Source organism: Corallococcus sp. EGB (assembly GCF_019968905.1).
Taxonomy (GTDB): domain Bacteria; phylum Myxococcota; class Myxococcia; order Myxococcales; family Myxococcaceae; genus Corallococcus.
In genome coordinates, this window is record NZ_CP079946.1 from 1,848,996 (window position 1) to 1,864,582 (window position 15,587).

The 15,587-nt window shown below is 69.3% G+C and carries 13 protein-coding genes; 4 read left to right on the forward strand and 9 right to left on the reverse strand.

Features of this window, described 5'->3' with window-relative positions; genetic code table 11:
• Positions 1-18 precede the first annotated feature (18 nt).
• On the forward strand, positions 19-1,158 hold the full coding sequence (locus tag KYK13_RS07650; RefSeq protein WP_223643196.1) for an aminotransferase class V-fold PLP-dependent enzyme: 1,140 nt from the start codon (positions 19-21) through the stop codon (positions 1,156-1,158).
• A gap of 34 nt (positions 1,159-1,192) precedes the next feature.
• Here KYK13_RS07650 and cysK read toward each other — a convergent pair whose 3' ends face one another.
• A complete protein-coding gene (gene cysK / locus KYK13_RS07655; protein WP_223643198.1) occupies positions 1,193-2,113 on the reverse strand; it encodes a cysteine synthase A in 921 nt (306 codons plus the stop codon).
• Between the two features lie 43 nt (positions 2,114-2,156).
• The gene (epsC, locus tag KYK13_RS07660) at positions 2,157-3,002 is read right to left on the reverse strand and encodes a serine O-acetyltransferase EpsC (RefSeq protein WP_223643200.1); all 846 of its coding nucleotides are present in this window, start codon (positions 3,000-3,002) and stop codon (positions 2,157-2,159) included.
• 261 nt (positions 3,003-3,263) lie between these two features.
• Here epsC and KYK13_RS07665 point away from each other — a divergent pair, with 261 nt between their 5' ends.
• Complete coding sequence (locus KYK13_RS07665; protein WP_223643202.1) at positions 3,264-4,907, forward strand: AMP-binding protein; 1,644 nt, start codon at positions 3,264-3,266, stop codon at positions 4,905-4,907.
• Here the strand turns inward: KYK13_RS07665 and KYK13_RS07670 are convergent.
• The 6 genes from KYK13_RS07670 to KYK13_RS07695 form a co-directional block, all read right to left on the reverse strand.
• Complete coding sequence (locus KYK13_RS07670) at positions 4,894-5,307, reverse strand: TfoX/Sxy family protein (RefSeq protein ID WP_223643204.1); 414 nt, start codon at positions 5,305-5,307, stop codon at positions 4,894-4,896. The two genes, KYK13_RS07665 and KYK13_RS07670, sit on opposite strands and share 14 nt — an antisense overlap.
• 9 nt (positions 5,308-5,316) lie before the next feature.
• Positions 5,317-7,317 (reverse strand): PAS domain-containing sensor histidine kinase, encoded by a 2,001-nt coding sequence (locus tag KYK13_RS07675; RefSeq protein WP_223643206.1) that lies wholly within the window; start codon positions 7,315-7,317, stop codon positions 5,317-5,319.
• A gap of 114 nt (positions 7,318-7,431) precedes the next feature.
• The gene (locus tag KYK13_RS07680; RefSeq protein WP_223643208.1) at positions 7,432-8,001 is read right to left on the reverse strand and encodes an imm11 family protein; all 570 of its coding nucleotides are present in this window, start codon (positions 7,999-8,001) and stop codon (positions 7,432-7,434) included.
• A gap of 10 nt (positions 8,002-8,011) precedes the next feature.
• Positions 8,012-9,154 carry an AHH domain-containing protein gene (locus KYK13_RS07685; RefSeq protein ID WP_370645313.1) on the reverse strand — a complete coding sequence of 381 codons (1,143 nt, stop codon included), beginning with the start codon at positions 9,152-9,154 and terminating at the stop codon, positions 8,012-8,014.
• A 201-nt stretch (positions 9,155-9,355) separates the two neighbouring features.
• The gene (locus KYK13_RS07690) at positions 9,356-10,672 is read right to left on the reverse strand and encodes a putative sensor domain DACNV-containing protein (RefSeq protein ID WP_223643212.1); all 1,317 of its coding nucleotides are present in this window, start codon (positions 10,670-10,672) and stop codon (positions 9,356-9,358) included.
• Positions 10,673-10,832: 160 nt separating this feature from the next.
• Positions 10,833-11,135, reverse strand: a complete 303-nt coding sequence (locus tag KYK13_RS07695; RefSeq protein ID WP_223643214.1) for a hypothetical protein — start codon at positions 11,133-11,135, stop codon at positions 10,833-10,835.
• Positions 11,136-11,329: 194 nt separating this feature from the next.
• On the opposite strand from KYK13_RS07695, the gene KYK13_RS07700 reads away from it, so the two are divergent.
• Both KYK13_RS07700 and KYK13_RS07705 read left to right on the forward strand, forming a co-directional pair.
• The gene (locus tag KYK13_RS07700; protein WP_223643216.1) at positions 11,330-11,803 is read left to right on the forward strand and encodes a YqaA family protein; all 474 of its coding nucleotides are present in this window, start codon (positions 11,330-11,332) and stop codon (positions 11,801-11,803) included.
• A gap of 178 nt (positions 11,804-11,981) precedes the next feature.
• Positions 11,982-13,700: a lamin tail domain-containing protein gene (locus KYK13_RS07705; RefSeq protein WP_304504099.1), complete on the forward strand. Its 1,719-nt coding sequence runs from the start codon at positions 11,982-11,984 to the stop codon at positions 13,698-13,700.
• A gap of 113 nt (positions 13,701-13,813) precedes the next feature.
• Here the strand turns inward: KYK13_RS07705 and KYK13_RS07710 are convergent, their stop codons facing one another.
• Positions 13,814-15,523 (reverse strand): S28 family serine protease, encoded by a 1,710-nt coding sequence (locus tag KYK13_RS07710; RefSeq protein WP_223643218.1) that lies wholly within the window; start codon positions 15,521-15,523, stop codon positions 13,814-13,816.
• Positions 15,524-15,587: the final 64 nt, after the last annotated feature.

Below are 15,587 nucleotides of genomic sequence, written 5' to 3' on the forward strand. Positions count from 1 at the left end.
TGGCTACACTCGCCGCCCATGCCTGCTCCGTTCGAGTCCTGCCGCGCCGAGTTCCCCGTCCTGAAGGAACAGCTCTACCTCAACCACGCGGGAGTCGCGCCCACCAGCGTGCGCGCCGCCACCGCGGTGAAGGCCTGGATGGACGACGTGGTGAACCACGGCGTCCTCCATGAGAGGGACTGGGAGGCCCACAGCGAGAAGGTGCGCAAGCTCGCGGCGCGCATCATCGGTGCTTCCCCGGAGGAGGTGGCCTTCGTGCGCAACACCAGCCACGGCCTGGGGCTGGTGGCGGAAGGGCTGGACTGGCAGCCCGGGGACGAGGTCGCCGTCGCCATGAGCCTCGAGTACCCCTCCAACGTCTACCCGTGGCAGCACCTCCAGGGCCGGGGCGTGGTCGTCCGCGAGATTCCCGCGGCAGGCGGAGGCGTGACGCCGGAGGCCGTGGCGTCCGTGCTCACCCCGCGCACGCGGCTGGTGGCGGTGTCGTCGGTGCAGTTCGCCACGGGCCACCGCACGGACCTGGATGCGCTGGGAGAACTGTGTGAGCGCCGGGGCGTGCTGTTGTGCGTGGACGGCATCCAGAGCGTGGGCTGCATCCCGGTGGACGTGAAGAAGAGCCGCGTGCACTTCCTCAGCGCGGACAGCCACAAGTGGATGCTGGGCATCTCCGGCATCGGCTTCCTGTACGTGGCGAAGGACGTGCTGCCGCGCGTGCGCCCCGTGCTGGTGGGCTGGCGCAGCACCACCGACGCGTGGAACTTCAACCGCTCGCACTTCGAGCTGCGCAGGGACGCGGCGAAGTTCGAGGAGGGGAGCGCCGCGTACCCCGGCATCTACGCGATGGGCGCCGCGCTGGAGCTGCTGTTGGAGGTGGGGCCGGACGCCATCGGTGCGCGCATTGGCGAGCTGCTGGCCCGGCTGGACTCAGGGCTGCGCGGGCTGGGCTGCGAGGTGGGGCCGGAGCCGAAGGACCGCGCGGGCATCCTCACCTTCCTGCCACCCGGCGCGAACGTGCGGGCGCTCAGCGCGTACCTGGCGGAACGGAAGGTGTCCCACTCCGTCCGGCGCGGGCGCATCCGCCTGTCGCCGCACTTCTACAACACGGACGCGGAGATGGACCGGCTGGTGGAGCTGGTGCGCGAGTACCGGCCCGGGTGAGGCGTCCCACCCGGACCGGAGCCCGCGCGCGGGGTTACTGCGCCGGGAAGAGGTTCTCCACGGAGAGGTAGCGCTCGCCGGTGTCGTAGCAGAAGGTGAGCACGCGGCTGCCTTCCGGCATCTCCGCCAGCTTCTGGTTCACCGCGGACAGCGCGGCGCCGGAGGACACGCCCACGAAGATGCCCTCCTCGCGCGCGGCGCGGCGGGCGAACTCGAAGGCGTCCTTCTCATCCACCTGGATGGTGCCGTCGATGCTCTGCACGTGCAGGTTCTTCGGGATGAAGCCCGCGCCGATGCCCTGGATGGGGTGCGGGCCGGGCTGGCCGCCGCTGATGACGGGGGACTTCGCCGGCTCCACCGCGAACACCTTCAGCTTGGGCCACTTCGCCTTGAGGACCTCGGCGCAGGCGGTGATGTGGCCGCCGGTGCCCACGCCCGTGATGAGGTAGTCCAGTCCGTCCGGGAAGTCGTTCAGGATCTCCTGCGCGGTGGTGCGCTTGTGGACCTCGATGTTGGACTCGTTCTCGAACTGCTGCGGCATCCACGCGTTGGGCGTCTGCGCGACCAGCTCCTGGGCGCGGGCGATGGCGCCCTTCATGCCCTTGGCGCGCTCCGTCAGGTCGAACTGGGCGCCGTAGGCGGCGAGCACGCGGCGGCGCTCGATGCTCATGGACTCCGGCATCACCAGGATGAGCTTGTAGCCCTTCACCGCGGCCACCATCGCCAGGCCGATGCCGGTGTTGCCGCTCGTCGGCTCGATGATGACGCTGCCTTCCTTGAGGAGGCCCTTCTTCTCCGCGTCCTCAATCATCGCCAGGCCGATGCGGTCCTTGATGCTGCCGCCCGGGTTGGCGCGCTCCAGCTTCAGGTGCACCGTCACGCGCGACGGGTACAGCCGGTTGATGCGCACGTGCGGCGTGTTGCCAATGGTCTGCAGGATGTTGTCGACCTTCATGGCGTCTCCTGTGAATGGGGAACGGACACTGCTTGGGGAAAGCTCAAATCTGGTAGTCGAGGACGTCCAGGCCCTCGTCGCCGTGGCGCGTGCGCACCTCGCTGCGGCGGGTGACGACGGACTGCGGGGGCACGCTCTGCGTGAGCCACGCGTTGCCGGCGATGATGCTGCCCCTGCCCACCACCGTGCCGCCTCCGAGGATGGTGGCGTTCGCGTACACCACCACGTCGTCCTCGATGGTGGGGTGGCGCTTCCGGTCCGCCAGCGCCTTCTCCACCATCAGCGCGCCCAGCGTGACGCCCTGGTAGAGCTTCACGTTGTCGCCAATCACGGTCGTCTCCCCGATGACCAGGCCCGTGCCGTGGTCGATGACGAACCTGCGGCCGATGGTGGCGCCCGGGTGGATGTCCACGCCGGTGCGCTGGTGGGCGTACTCGGTGAGCAGGCGCGGCAGCAGGGGGAAGTTCAGCCGGTGCAGCGCGTTCGCCACGCGGTAGATGGCGATGGCGTAGAAGCCCGGGTAGGTGAGCACCACCTCGTCCACGCTGCGCGCGGCGGGGTCCGCCTCGAAGATGGCGCGCGCGTCCTGCTGGAGCCACTCGTAGAGGTCCGGCAGCTTCGCCATGAAGCGGGAGGCCATGCCCGCGTCCGTCACGGGGTAGTGCGGCGCGAGCAGCGCCTGGATGCGCTGGAGGCTCGCCTCCACGGCGGTGACGTCCCGGCGCACGGCGGCGGCGTTGCACTCCAGCCGCTCGCCGAAGTGGGGGAAGAGCAGCCCCAGTACCTGCGCGACGAACTCGGGCGCCGCCTTGCGCACGTCCGGGGGGAAGCAGTGGCGCTGTCGCGCCTCCAGCAGGGTGGCAACCAATCGGGCGTTCGGATCGTCCATGGGGCGTTGCGTCAGGATAACGTGCCGGTACGGCTTTTTCCTTGTTTCCGTTCAGGGAACGGCTGGCGTGACCGGGGTTGGTCTTCTTCCCGTGTCTCCAGGCGTAACGGCCGGGTTCCAGACGTGGATGCCGCCGGCCGGAAAACGTCGCGGCCGTCCGGCCGTCCAGGGGCTGGGGCGGGGGCCGTACGGGCTTCCCGGGCGGAGGCTGCTTCCCGCCGTCGCTTGCCGGCCCGGGGGCCCCGTGGGGACGATGGGGGCATGACGACCGCCCTGTCCTATGCTCATGGCACCAGCACCACCCCGCTGCTGGGGGAGACCATCGGTCAGAACCTGCGCCGCACCGTCGAGCGGTACGGCGACCGCGAGGCGCTGGTGGTGGCGTCGCAGGGCTACCGCGTCACCTGGCGGCAGTTCTGGGACGCGACGACGGCGGTGGCCAAGGGGCTGCTGGCGCTGGGCCTCCAGAAGGGAGACCGGGTGGGGCTCTGGTCGCCCAACCGCTTCGAGTGGACCGTGGCGCAGTACGCGCTCGCGCGCACGGGCGCCATCCTGGTGAACCTGAATCCCGCCTACCGCACGGCGGAGCTGGAGTACGCGCTCAACCAGGCGGGCGTGCGCGTGCTGCTCCTGGCGAAGGGCTTCCGGCAGACGGACTACACGCGGATGCTGGCGGAGGTGCGGCCCCGGTGCGCGGGCCTGCGCGAGGCGCTGGTGCTGGACTCGGACTGGGACCGGCTGGTGAAGGGCGGGGCGAGCCTGGGCGACGACGTGCTGGAGGCGCGCGAGCGCTCGCTCCAGTTCGACGACCCCATCAACATCCAGTACACGTCCGGCACCACGGGCTTCCCGAAGGGCGCGACGCTGTCGCACCACAACGTGCTCAACAACGGCTTCTTCGTGGGCGAGGTGCTGCGCTACGGGCCGGAGGACCGCGTGTGCATCCCGGTGCCCTTCTATCACTGCTTCGGCATGGTGATGGGCAACCTGGCCTGCACGTCGCACGGGTCCACCATGGTGATTCCGGGCGAGGCGTTCGACCCGCTGGCGGTGCTCCAGACGGTGCAGGCCGAGCGCTGCACGTCCCTCTACGGCGTGCCCACGATGTTCATCGCGGAGCTGGACCACCCGCGCTTCGGCGAGTTCGACCTGGGCTCGCTGCGCACCGGCATCATGGCGGGCTCGCCGTGTCCGGTGGAGGTGATGAAGCAGGTGCAGTCGCGGATGCACATGGAGGAGGTCACCATCTGCTACGGGATGACGGAGACGTCGCCCGTGTCCACGCAGAACCCCCTGGACGACACGCTGGAGCGGCGCGTGGGGACGGTGGGGCGCGTGCATCCGCACCTGGAGGTGAAGGTGGTGGAGCCGGACTCGGGCGCGGTGGTGCCGCTGGGGCAACCGGGGGAGCTGTGCACGCGGGGGTACAGCGTGATGCTCGGGTACTGGGACAACGCGGAGGCCACGGCTGCGGCCATCGACCGGGCGGGGTGGATGCACACCGGTGACCTGGCGACCATGGACGCGGACGGCTACGTCAAGATTGTCGGCCGCATCAAGGACATGATCATCCGCGGCGGGGAGAACGTGTACCCGCGCGAGGTGGAGGAGTTCCTCCACACGCACCCGGACATCTCCGAGGCGCAGGTCATCGGCGTGCCCAGCGTGAAGTACGGCGAGGAGGTGATGGCGTGGGTGCGCCTGAAATCCGGCGCGGCGCTCACCCCGGAGACGTTGACGGCCTTCTGCACGGGCCGCATCTCCACGTTCAAGATTCCCCGCCACTGGAAGTTCGTGGACAGCTTCCCGATGACCGTCACCGGGAAGGTGCAGAAGTTCCGCATGCGAGAGGTCTCCATCGCCGAGTTGGGGCTCGGCGACGTGGCCAGCATCAAGACCGCTTGAGGCGCTTCCTGGCCGGGGCCTTCTTGGCTGCGGCCTTCTTGGCGGCGGGAGCCTTCTTCGCGGCCTTCTTCATCGCCGCGCGGTTGGCGGCGTCCACGGCGCGGCGGGCCCAGGGCAGCAGCCGGCGGCCGTCGTCTTCCGCGTCGGCGGGCGGCGTCCAGTAGCTCATGGGCTGCTCCTTGCCCCGGCTCTGGTAGATGAACGGGCGGCAGCCCTCGGCCTCGAAGGCGGGACGGGTGACCTCGTCCGTCTTCAGGTAGAGCTGGCCCTGGATGATGAGGCCGAACATCCGGCCGCCGAAGTACAGGCCCCAGCCGCCGAACATCGAGCGGGCTTGCACCGGGCCGAGCGGCTCCAGCAGTTCGACCGTGTACTCCATGAAGCTGTCCGTGCGGGGCATGGGGCGGTCCTAGTCCAACGGCAGCTCGAAGTGGAAGGTCGCGCCATGGCCGGGCGTGCTGTCGACGCCCAGGGTCCCGCCGTGGGCCTGGATGAGCTGCTTCGCGATGTAGAGGCCGAGCCCCAGCCCGCTGGCCTCGTTCGCGGAGGTCGCCCGCTCGAACCGGACGAAGATGCGCTCGTGGTGTTCTGGCGGGATGCCAGGGCCTTCGTCGCGAAGGCTGAAGTGGACCTGGTCCTGCCGCCGCTCGACCTTCACGTGCAGGGGTTTGCCCGGTGCGTACTTGAGGGCGTTGAGGAGGAGGTTCGTCAGCACCTGTTCGATGCGCGTGGTGTCGAGCCGGGCCACGATGCGGGGTTCGATGTCCTGCTCCAGCGTGCAGCCCGCTGCTTCCAACTGGGGCCCGAAGCGCTCCAGCACCTCCGCCGTCAACGCGGAGAAGTCCACCACGTCGAGTGTCATGGACAGCCTGCCGGAGCTGATGCGGGACACGTCCAGCATGTCGTTGACCAGCCGTCCCAGCCGGTCCACCTGGGCCAGCGTGCCGTCGATCATCCGCTTGAGCCGCTCCGGGGTGAACCCCGGCAGGCCCTGACCCTCGAAGAGCCGCTGGCTCATCTGCGACTGGAGCTTGAGCGTCGTCAGGGGCGTGTTGAGCTCGTGCGAGGCGATGCCCAGGAACACGTCCCTGGACAAGATGGCCGCGCGCAGGTTCTCCGCCAGTTGTTCGAACTCGCGCTGCTCGTTGACCTGATCCGTCACCTCGTAGATGAGCACCAGGATGCCGTCGATGCGGCCCTCCGGGTCGCGCTTCGCCTGGTAGGTGAAGTTGATGAACATCTCCCGCGTGGTGCCGTCCGCCTGGACCATGGACGCGCGCTGCTTGGCGCCGTGGAAGCTCTGGCCCGTCAGGTAGACGCCGTCGAGGATCTCGTAATAGCCCTGGCCCTCCAGCTCCGGCAGCGCCTGCCGCACGGTCTTGTTCAGCAGGTCCTCCACGGGCCGGCCGCTGAACAGCATGGACATGAAGGGCGCATTGGCGAAGGTGTAGACGTGGTGCGGCCCGCTGAGGATGGCGATGCCGAGCGGCGCCTGGATGAGGAAGCTCTGGAACTCCTGGCGCGCGCGAAGGACCTCGGCTTCGGCGCGCTTGCGGTCGCTGATGTCGAGGGCCGCTCCGACGAACTGGAGGGCCCGGCCCTCGGCGTCGAAGGTCACCTGTCCGCGCGCCTCGATCCACCGGACGCGGTGCCCGGGCACCTCCACGACCCGGTGCTCCATGACGTAGCGGCCCTGGGCCCGCCCCGCCAGCGTGGCGGCGATGGCTTCACGCAGGGCCTCGCGCTCGTCGGGGTGGACGCAGCGGAGGACCTGCTCCAGGGTGAACATCCCGGGCTCCGGGAGGCCGAAGAGCCAGGCCATCCGCTCATCCACCTGCATCTGGCCATGGCGCACATCCAGCTCCCAGGTGCCCGCGCCGGAGGCCTCGACGACGCGGCGGAGCCGCTCCTGGCTGCGCTGCAAGGCCTGCTCGCCGAGCACCCGGGAGGTGGTCTCCGAGCAGATCGCCAGGATGCCGTGGATGTTCCCGGCGTCATCGAAGGCGGGCGAGTAGCTGTAGGTCCAGTAGACGTTCTCGATGCGGCCGTTGCGGAAGATGGGGACGAGCTGATCCTCGCTCCAGCTGGGCCTTCCTTCGCGCATCACGTCTTCGAGCTGTTGACCGACGATGGGCCAGACCTCCGGCCAGACCTCGTCCGCGGTCTTCCCGAGCGCCTCGGGATGCTTGCCCCGTCCGAAGCTGGGAACGAAGGCATCGTTGTAGAGCTGGGTGAGCCGAGGGCCCCACATGAGGACCATGGGGTGGCGAGAGTGGAGCAGGGTCCGCACGAGGGTCCGCAGGGAGACGGGCCAGCCCTCCACGGGACCGAGCGGCGTGGCGGCCCAGTCCTTCCCTCGCATGCGGGCGGCCATCTCGCCGGGCCCGCTGAACAGTTCATCCGCCTTCACGTGCTCCGGCTCCCGGTGTCCACCTGAGGGAAGGCGTCATAGGTGAACACCCGGCCGGGAAAGCAGCGGACGCGGCAACATCCAGGGCGGGTGGGGCCCCGGATGTTGAGCGCATTACACCTCCGTGAAGTACATGCCGGTAGCACCGGTGCGCTCCAGTGCTGCCTTGAGGTCCTCGGAGACGATGAGCGAGACATTCCAGCCCCAGGGGCGGAAGATCTTCGCGTCACCCACCTTCGACTTGTCGATGCGCAGGATGTCCACGGAGCGGTATTCGCCGATCCGCCAAGGCTGACCGTGCCGGGGCTCCCAGAACCGGACTCCTTTGGATGCCTGCTCGTCAATGCAGCGGATGACGCGAGGGGTGACGAGGATGACGTACTGATCCGGGTGCTTGGGAATGGTGACAGGGAGGAGTTGCACCTCATCCGCCGCGCGTTCCGCCAGGAGCGTCGCGAGCTTGATGTGAACGACCGGGACCATGCTCAGCCCCGCCATCGAGAAATCCCGAGGCTTCCCAGGCTCCATGATGGGGACTCGAAGCGGCCCCGTTGGTTCGACAGGTTTGCCAGTCCTGAGGCGCCAGGCGTTGTCGACCTCCACTCCGTTCTTGTCGACCGGATCATCCAGGTACCAGTACCCCTCGAGGGGGTCGCCATGCAGTTCGAAGAAACGATCAGCCATGGTGATTGCCTCAACGTCCGGGGCGGGTGGTCAGCAGCCTGTTCAGTTCAGTGCCTGGAGTGTTGGCTTCTTCAGCAAGTTCCCTGAGTGCGCCAGTCAGTGCCTCGCGGCATTGGACGACGGTTCTGCACTGCTCGGTGGCGTCCAGGAGGTGCCTCATGACACGTCGATGATACTCGGCAGGATGAGGCCCTCTGTGGCCCGGGACTTCGACGATGTTCTCCGGGTCCTTCAGTTCCATCCCAGCCTTCTTGAAGAGCTTTCGGAAGAGTGGAGTCCACGGTCCACCAGTCTTCGAAGACTTCTCATTGCGGATGGTGGCCAGGTGGTGCTGCTGCGGCTTCCCGGGCCGCGATGACATGGCCACCGCATTGGGCGCCAGCGCGAGGGTGAAACCGTCGGCCGTCATCGCCACGGAGCGCACGCCTCCGAGCGACACGAACTGGAGGCCCGCTTGTGTCTCCACGGCGACGGACGCCTGCGCGGAGCCGGGCAGGGTGGGCGCCTTCATCGCGAGCCCCGCCGTGTTGCCAATCGCCGCCGTGGCCAGCATCACGAAGACGCGCGCGGCGTTCCTTCCCAGCACTTCTCCGTAGATTTCGCCTGCGTCACGTACCTGGAAGAACGTCGTCGCCTGGTCCACGCGGCGTACCAGCGTCACCCATCCATCGAGGATGCTCCACACGGTGTCCACGCCCAGGTATGCCATCGCCGTGGCCGTGATGAGCGCGGCGAGGCCCTTGGACACCGGCTCCGGCATGGCCCAGAGCAGCAGGTACATGGTTACGGTGGAGGTCAGCGTGGCCATGACAGCCTGTGGGCTCACGACACCCTCAAGTGCTTCAGCCGTCTCGTTCCAGACGGAGTCCATGGCGATGGCCATGGCCAGTGCATAGCGGCCGTCGCTGCCCAGCAAGGGGCCTTCGTCCAGCAGGCGCAAACAGTCTCCTGACTGCTTGCGCCGCTTCTCGCACCATTGCTTGTAGCCACGCGTCAGGTCGTCCGACGCTTCGAGCAGGCGCAGGTCGCGAGCTTCCTCTTCACCCAGCGGAACGATTCGCCGCGTCCGCTCGCGGAAGGCGAAGAGACCGCTGCGCTCCGGCAGGCCGAACAGCTCGCGAGCTTGCCGCAAGGGATGGGCTGAGGGCCGCACGTCCCTCGCGAGCGTCCTCACGACCTTCGCGAATTCGTCCTCGTCCAGCCGGGCTTCGGAGGGCGACGCGCCTTCCTCCTCCCGAGGCGTGACGACGACTCGCTCGCCGTTGTCCATCTCCAGGCGCACGACCCGCGTCGTCGCGCAGCGGAGGCCCACAATCCCAAGAGCAGCGCCCAACACAGCCGCGTCATGTCACCCTCAGTCCTCCGTCAACAGGAGGCTCCAGAGCAGCACCTTCTTCTTGCCGGGCGGCCGGTGCAGGCAGCGCAGCGGGCCGTCCTGGGACGCCACGAAGACGATGGCTCCGGAGTGCTGGTTGGCGAAGACGGCCGCGGCCCGGTGACGTGAGCCGTGCTGGTTGATGGGGTAGTGCGGCCCGGGACGTCCCTGGAGCGTGCGCGCCTCGAAGACCTGCGGCGGACCGCTGCGCGGGATGGCGATCTGATACCCCGCGCAGAGCACCTCCAGCTCCGGCCCCATCACCAGCGCGTTGTCCACCGCGGTGAACTGCCCGATGCTCTCCACCAGCGCCTGGAAGTCGCTCTCCGTCGCCTTGTCGTCGTGCTCGGCGGCGGCCTTCTTCAGCTCCGGATCCTCTTCCTCCTCCGCCGCCTTGCCGGCCTCCGCCTGCCACGCGCCGTTGATGAGGTCCGCCCGCGCCTGCACGAAGCGCTGCAACCGCTGGCGCAGGAGCGACCCCTGCTCCGGCGGCAGGACGTACTTGCCTCGCGTGCGGAAGCGCTCCACGTCGTGCTGCTTGGGCAGGAACGCGATGAGCCCGCCGTGGTGCAGCCCGGCCATCCTCCGGATGAGCCCCTGCACCGCGTTGGACACGTACCACTCGCGGTTGCCGCCCATCAGCGGCTGCACCTTGGGCAGGGACTCCACCAGCGTGGAGCACATCTCCATCAGCGCCGCGCGCACCGCGCTGTCCTCGTGGAAGAGCAGGTCGTGCAACGCCACGCGCCGGCCCGGCGGCACCGGCGCGCCCTGCTCGTAGCGGAACACCTCGCGCCCCTGCGTGCTCACCACCAGGTGACCCGGCTCCGGCGCGTGGAGGATGAAGACGTCCTCCTCTCCCTCCGCGTGGAACTCCGTGTACTCCACCCGGCGCGCCAGCCCCTGGATGCGCAGCTTGCCCTCGCGCGGCCCCACCACCACCGCCGTGCGCGGCAGGTTCGCCGCGGGCGCCAGCTTCACCAGCGCCTCCACGCTGAAGTCCGTGATGCTGGACTTGGGCTCCAGGGGCAGCGTCTCCCACGCCTGACGTTTGCCCTTCTGGCCTCCGACGTAGACCGTCTCGCGCACCGCCTGCAGGCCCTGCAACCCTTGCGCGTGGTACGCGATGCGCACGCGCGTGGCCTCGCCCTCCTCCCGACCCAGGCTCGCGAAGAACACCGTGTCCGCCAGGACGACCAGCAACTTCAGCGTTGGCTCGGCGAGCGGCGTCTTGGCGAACTGCCGGAGCCACCCGCGCAGGGCTTCTCCGGGATATTGCAGGCCGGGTTCATCCATCGGGCGGGCAGCATAATCACGGCGCCTCGCTTCCCGGAGGAAGTCGCGCACGCGCCGCGATGCGGCGTCCAGTTCCCGCCACGCGTCACGCGCGCATCCGGCCTGTAGCAAGGGTGTCGTGACAAAGGGGCTCGCGTCCCCCGCGAGCTGAGCGTTTGCCTCATTCCTCGATGGGCGGCTGGAGCGTGCCGAACCGCTCGATGCCCTGGTCCAGCGCGGAGCGCACCGCGTGCAGCAGGGCGCCGTCCGACATCCTCCGCACCAGGACGATGCCCGGCGCCACGTAGGACGGTGCTCCGCCCAGCCGGGCCTCCAGCGCGTTCAGGGTCAGCACGGTGAGCGCGAAGCGGCGCCCATCGCGCAGCCGGACCACCAGGTCGCGGGAGCCCTCGAAGTGCAGCGCCCGGCTCTCCGCGACGAGCAGGGAGGCGATCCGCTCGTCCTCCGTATCGATGGACCGCATGCCTGACCGTTCGTGCGTCGAGCGTCGCATTGCGGGGACGATGGTGACCCCTACCCGCGCCTACAACCCCTGCCGGTGGATGGGCCGCGCCGCCGGACAGCCTCCGGCCCCGGTGGACAGGGTGGGCGGGCAGGGGAGCGGCGACGACGGACAAGACGAACGCCCCGTGCAGGGTGTATGGCCCCTGGCCTCCCATGCCCGCCGAGCCGTCCACCCTGTCCACCTGGGGCCTTCCCGGGATGTTCTTCGTCGCCATGCTGGCGGGCTCCGTCGTGCCGGTGCCCTCCGAGGCGATGCTCGCCACGCTCATCTACAACGGCGCGCCGCCGCTGACGGCCACCGTGGTGGCCACCGTGGGCAACGTGCTGGGCGCCGTGACGCTCTACATCCTGGGCCAGTGGGTGTCGCGCGGCGGTGGCGGGGCCGTGGGGCGCTGGGTGGCGCGCCGCCGGGAGAAGGAAGGCCCGCGCATGGCGCGCGTGGAGGCGAACCTGCGCAACTGGGGCGCGCCCGCGCTGCTCATGTCGTGGCTGCCCATCCTGGGGGACGCGTTCGTGCTCGCGGGTGGCTTCGTGGGCGTGCGGCCCGTGCCCTTCGTCTTCTTCGTCACCCTGGGCAAGGGCCTGCGCTACGCCTTCGTCGCGCTGTCCACCACGGCCGCCATGTAACAATGCGTAACATTGCGTGCGCTCCGAGGACGGGATGCGCCGCTCACGCAACGTTTCGAGGAATGTGACGGATAAACGGCGGTGGCGTCGTGTACGCGGAATACTGCGTCCGCGGCCCTGCCGTGACGTCCCTGAACCTCTACAGCTCCCGGGTTTACCGGGAGCAGGATGAAACATTGTGAGCCTGGAACAGACTCTCCTCCGGCGGCCCGCCGCCTTCTGGCGGACGTGGTCCTTCACGCTGGTGTGCGCGGCGCTGAGCGCGTGCGGTGGCCCGGTGGAGGCGGACTCGGAGGCGACGGCGCCGGAGTTCGTCGCGCGCGAGGACTCGCTGGCCAACGTGCGGCTGCGCCTGATGGCGGCCAACCTGAGCAGCGGCACGGGGCAGGACTACGACCCGGGCCACGGCATCCGCATCTTCCAGGGCACCGCTCCCGACGTCGTGATGATCCAGGAGTTCAACTACAAGACGGACTCCGCGGCGGACATCCGCAGCTTCGTGGACACGGCCTTCGGCACGGGCTTCTCGTACTACCGCGAGTCCGGCGCGCAGATTCCGAACGGCATCATCAGCCGCTACCCCATCATCGCCTCCGGCGAGTGGGACGACACGCAGGTGTCCAACCGCGACTTCGCGTGGGCGCGCATCGACATCCCGGGGCCCAAGGACCTGTGGGCCATCAGCGTGCACCTGCTGACGACCAGCTCCAGCATCCGCAACACGGAGGCGTCCAACCTGGTGAAGTTCATCAACGCCAACGTGCCCGCCGGGGACTACCTGGTCATTGGCGGTGACTTCAACACCGGCAGCCGCACCGAGGCGGCCTTCAGCACCCTCTCCAGCGTGGTGTCCACGGCGTCCCCGTACCCGGCGGACAAGAACGGCAACACCAACACCAACGCGGGCCGCAACTCGCCGTACGACCACGTGCTGGTGGACAGCGACCTGCGCCCGTATCAGACGTCGGTGGTGATGGGCTCCAGCACCTTCGCCCCCGGGCTGGTGGTGGACACGCGCGTGTACTCGCCCCTCTCCGACATCTCCCCGGCGCTGTCGGGTGACAGCGGCGCTTCCGGCATGCAGCACATGGGCGTCATCAAGGACTTCCTCATCCCGGGAGACGCCCCTGCGTCCTCGGTGACGGTGCTGTCGCCCAACGGCGGTGAGAGCTGGGTGGCCGGCTCGTCGCAGACCATCACCTGGACGGCGTCCGGCATCTCCAGCGTGAAGGTGGAGTACTCGCTGAACGGCTCCACCTGGACCACCATCACGTCCAGCACGGGCGCGTCCTCCGGCAGCGTGGCGTGGACGGTGCCCTCCAGCGCCACCACCACCGCGTGGGTGCGGGTGAGTGACGCGAGCAACGCCACCGTCACCGACCTGTCCAACGCGGCCTTCACCATCACCACGGGCGGCACCGGCGGCACGGGCAACCTGTTCATCAACGAGGTGCTCATCAACGAGCCGGGCTCGGACGTGAACGGCGAGTTCGTGGAGCTGGTCAACGGCGGCACGGCGGCGGTGGACCTGAGCGGCTGGACGGTGTCGGACGGCACGGCGGTGCGCCACACCTTCGCCAGCGGCACCACGGTGGCCGCGGGCAAGGCGGTGGTGGTGTTCGGCGGCGCGTCCGGCATCCCCGCCGGCACGCCAGGCGCGGTGGCCGCGTCCACGGGCCAGCTCAACCTGGGCAACAGCGGTGATACCGTCACGGTGAAGAACAGCGCCGGCACGGTGGTGGACACGGCCACGTTCGGCTCGTCGCTGGCGAGCACGGACGGCGTGTCCGCCAACCGCAGCCCGGACGGGTCCTCCTCGGGCACCTTCGTGCTGCACACCGGCGTGTCCAGCCTGATGAGCTCGCCGGGCACGCGCGCCAGCGGCGCCGCGTTCTAGGGATGAACATCGCTCCTCCGGACAAAGCAGGTCCGGAGGAGCGACCCGGGAGCGTGTGCCCCCGCCACGTCCCGGACGTGCCGGGACGGCCGGCGACCTGTCCGACGGTCGGACTAGTTCCGCGACGCCGCGCGCAGCCGGGGCGGCACGTGGGGGCCGAAGACGGGCGGCTCCTCCGACAGCGACACCTTCGGAGACTGCTTCAGCGGGGCGAGGCCCATCCAGCGGTTGAGCGTGGCCTTCGCCTCCGCCTGCTGCGCCGCCGGGAGCTGGCTGATGCGCGAGCCGTGGTTCCCGCCCGCCACCGTGTAGAGATAGGAATCCTGCGCGTTGCCCAGTGTGTAGGCCGCCGCCGTCCACGGGTCATGGCTGCCGTAGATGAACATCAGCCGCTGCCCCTTCGTGTTCACCCAGTCCTGGATGTCCGGCATTGCCTGGGGGCGGAACACGAACGGGATGCCCGGCGGCGAGTACACCTCACCGGTGTCGGTGTCCGGGAAGTGGATGAGCGCGCCCAGGTGCTTGTCATAGGGCTGGGGCCAGCCCAGCTCCGCCGCAGCCTGGTAGTAGTAGGCGGCGTACGGGGCGAGGCCCGAGTCCGCGAACGAGTTCATGCCCACTTCGTAATCCATCGCGTCGAACAGCTGCTGGTCCGTCGCGGTGGTGGCGGGGATGTTCCGGGTGCAGTTCGCCGCGGAGTCGTACTGCCAGAAGGCGAAGTAGGTCTCGATGGCGGCGTGCTCCAGCGCCAGCTCGAAGCCGAGCTGCGAGTAGGTCAGCGCAGGCTTCTGCGCCTGCGCATAGGACTTCAGGAGCGTGAGCATGTTCTCCCGCCGCGAGAGCACCTCCCGCTGGAAGGCCCACAGCCGCTCACGGCAGGCCACCTGCGCGTCGCCGCCCACGGTGTCCTGGAACGTCACGAAGCGCTCGTCGTTGCGCTTCGCGATGGGCGCCACGTACGCCACCGTGGCATCCACGTCGTCCGGGTGGAAGCGGCGGAAGAACACCACCGTCTCGCCGCCCTTGCTGCCGCCCGTGGACACCCACTTGCCGGTGTAGATGAGCTTGAGCGCCTGGGTGAGGCGGTGGAAGTCATCCGCGGACTGGCGGATGGTGAGGTGGCTCCAGTCCGCGGGCTCTGGAATGCTGGGCGGGAAGAAGCGGTGCTCCACGGCGACCTGGTTCGCCGCCAGGAGCTGTGTGGGCTCGCTGCGGCCCGTTCCGGTGGAGACGTTGTAGCCGCTGGTGGAGAGCACCATCGGGCTGGTGTCCGCCTTGTGCATCAGCGTCAGGCGCTGCTCGAAGCGCTGGCACTCCGGGTGGGCGTGGTCCGACGGCTGGTTGTAGCGCAGGAGGAAGAGCCGGTAGCCCGCGGGCACGTTCGCGCCGTTGGGGTTCTCCTGCACGGCGAGGCCCGGGATGGCCCGCAGCCGGACCAGGATGTCGAGCGATGTGTTCTGGATGACGCTCAGGTCCGGCGGCGTGTCGACCCAGCCGCTCGGGGTACACGTCACCACGCCGCCGTCGGTGCCCGCGTCGGCGTCCGTGCCCGCATCGGCCTCGGAGCCCGCGTCCCCGTCGGTGCCCGCGTCGGCGTCCGTGCCCGCATCGGCCTCGGAGCCCGCGTCCACGTCGATGCCCGCGTCCGAGTTCGGGCCCGCATCGGCCTCGGTGCCCGCGTCCGAACCGGCGTCCACGGTCTGGGGGCCACTGTCGGGGCGCGGATCATCCGGGCCGTCGTCGCCACAGGCGACCGGGCCGCCAAGCAGGGCGAGCAGGGGAAGGGCCAGCAACACACGGGGAAGGCCAGCGGCGCGAGGCATGAAGGTCTCCATCAAGGGGCCGCCAGTCTAGGACAGGCCGCGGACCCGGCGCCTCCCGCTCCAC

Coding starts and splice junctions, on each gene's coding strand:
- KYK13_RS07695 (WP_223643214.1), bottom strand. CDS start 11,135: ATGCGGTCCATCGATACGGAGGACGAGCGGATCGCCTCCCTGCTCGTC.
- KYK13_RS07650 (WP_223643196.1), top strand. CDS start 19: ATGCCTGCTCCGTTCGAGTCCTGCCGCGCCGAGTTCCCCGTCCTGAAG.
- KYK13_RS07690 (WP_223643212.1), bottom strand. CDS start 10,672: ATGGATGAACCCGGCCTGCAATATCCCGGAGAAGCCCTGCGCGGGTGG.
- KYK13_RS07670 (WP_223643204.1), bottom strand. CDS start 5,307: ATGCCCCGCACGGACAGCTTCATGGAGTACACGGTCGAACTGCTGGAG.
- cysK (WP_223643198.1), bottom strand. CDS start 2,113: ATGAAGGTCGACAACATCCTGCAGACCATTGGCAACACGCCGCACGTG.
- KYK13_RS07700 (WP_223643216.1), top strand. CDS start 11,330: ATGCCCGCCGAGCCGTCCACCCTGTCCACCTGGGGCCTTCCCGGGATG.
- KYK13_RS07710 (WP_223643218.1), bottom strand. CDS start 15,523: ATGCCTCGCGCCGCTGGCCTTCCCCGTGTGTTGCTGGCCCTTCCCCTG.
- KYK13_RS07665 (WP_223643202.1), top strand. CDS start 3,264: ATGACGACCGCCCTGTCCTATGCTCATGGCACCAGCACCACCCCGCTG.
- epsC (WP_223643200.1), bottom strand. CDS start 3,002: ATGGACGATCCGAACGCCCGATTGGTTGCCACCCTGCTGGAGGCGCGA.
- KYK13_RS07680 (WP_223643208.1), bottom strand. CDS start 8,001: ATGGCTGATCGTTTCTTCGAACTGCATGGCGACCCCCTCGAGGGGTAC.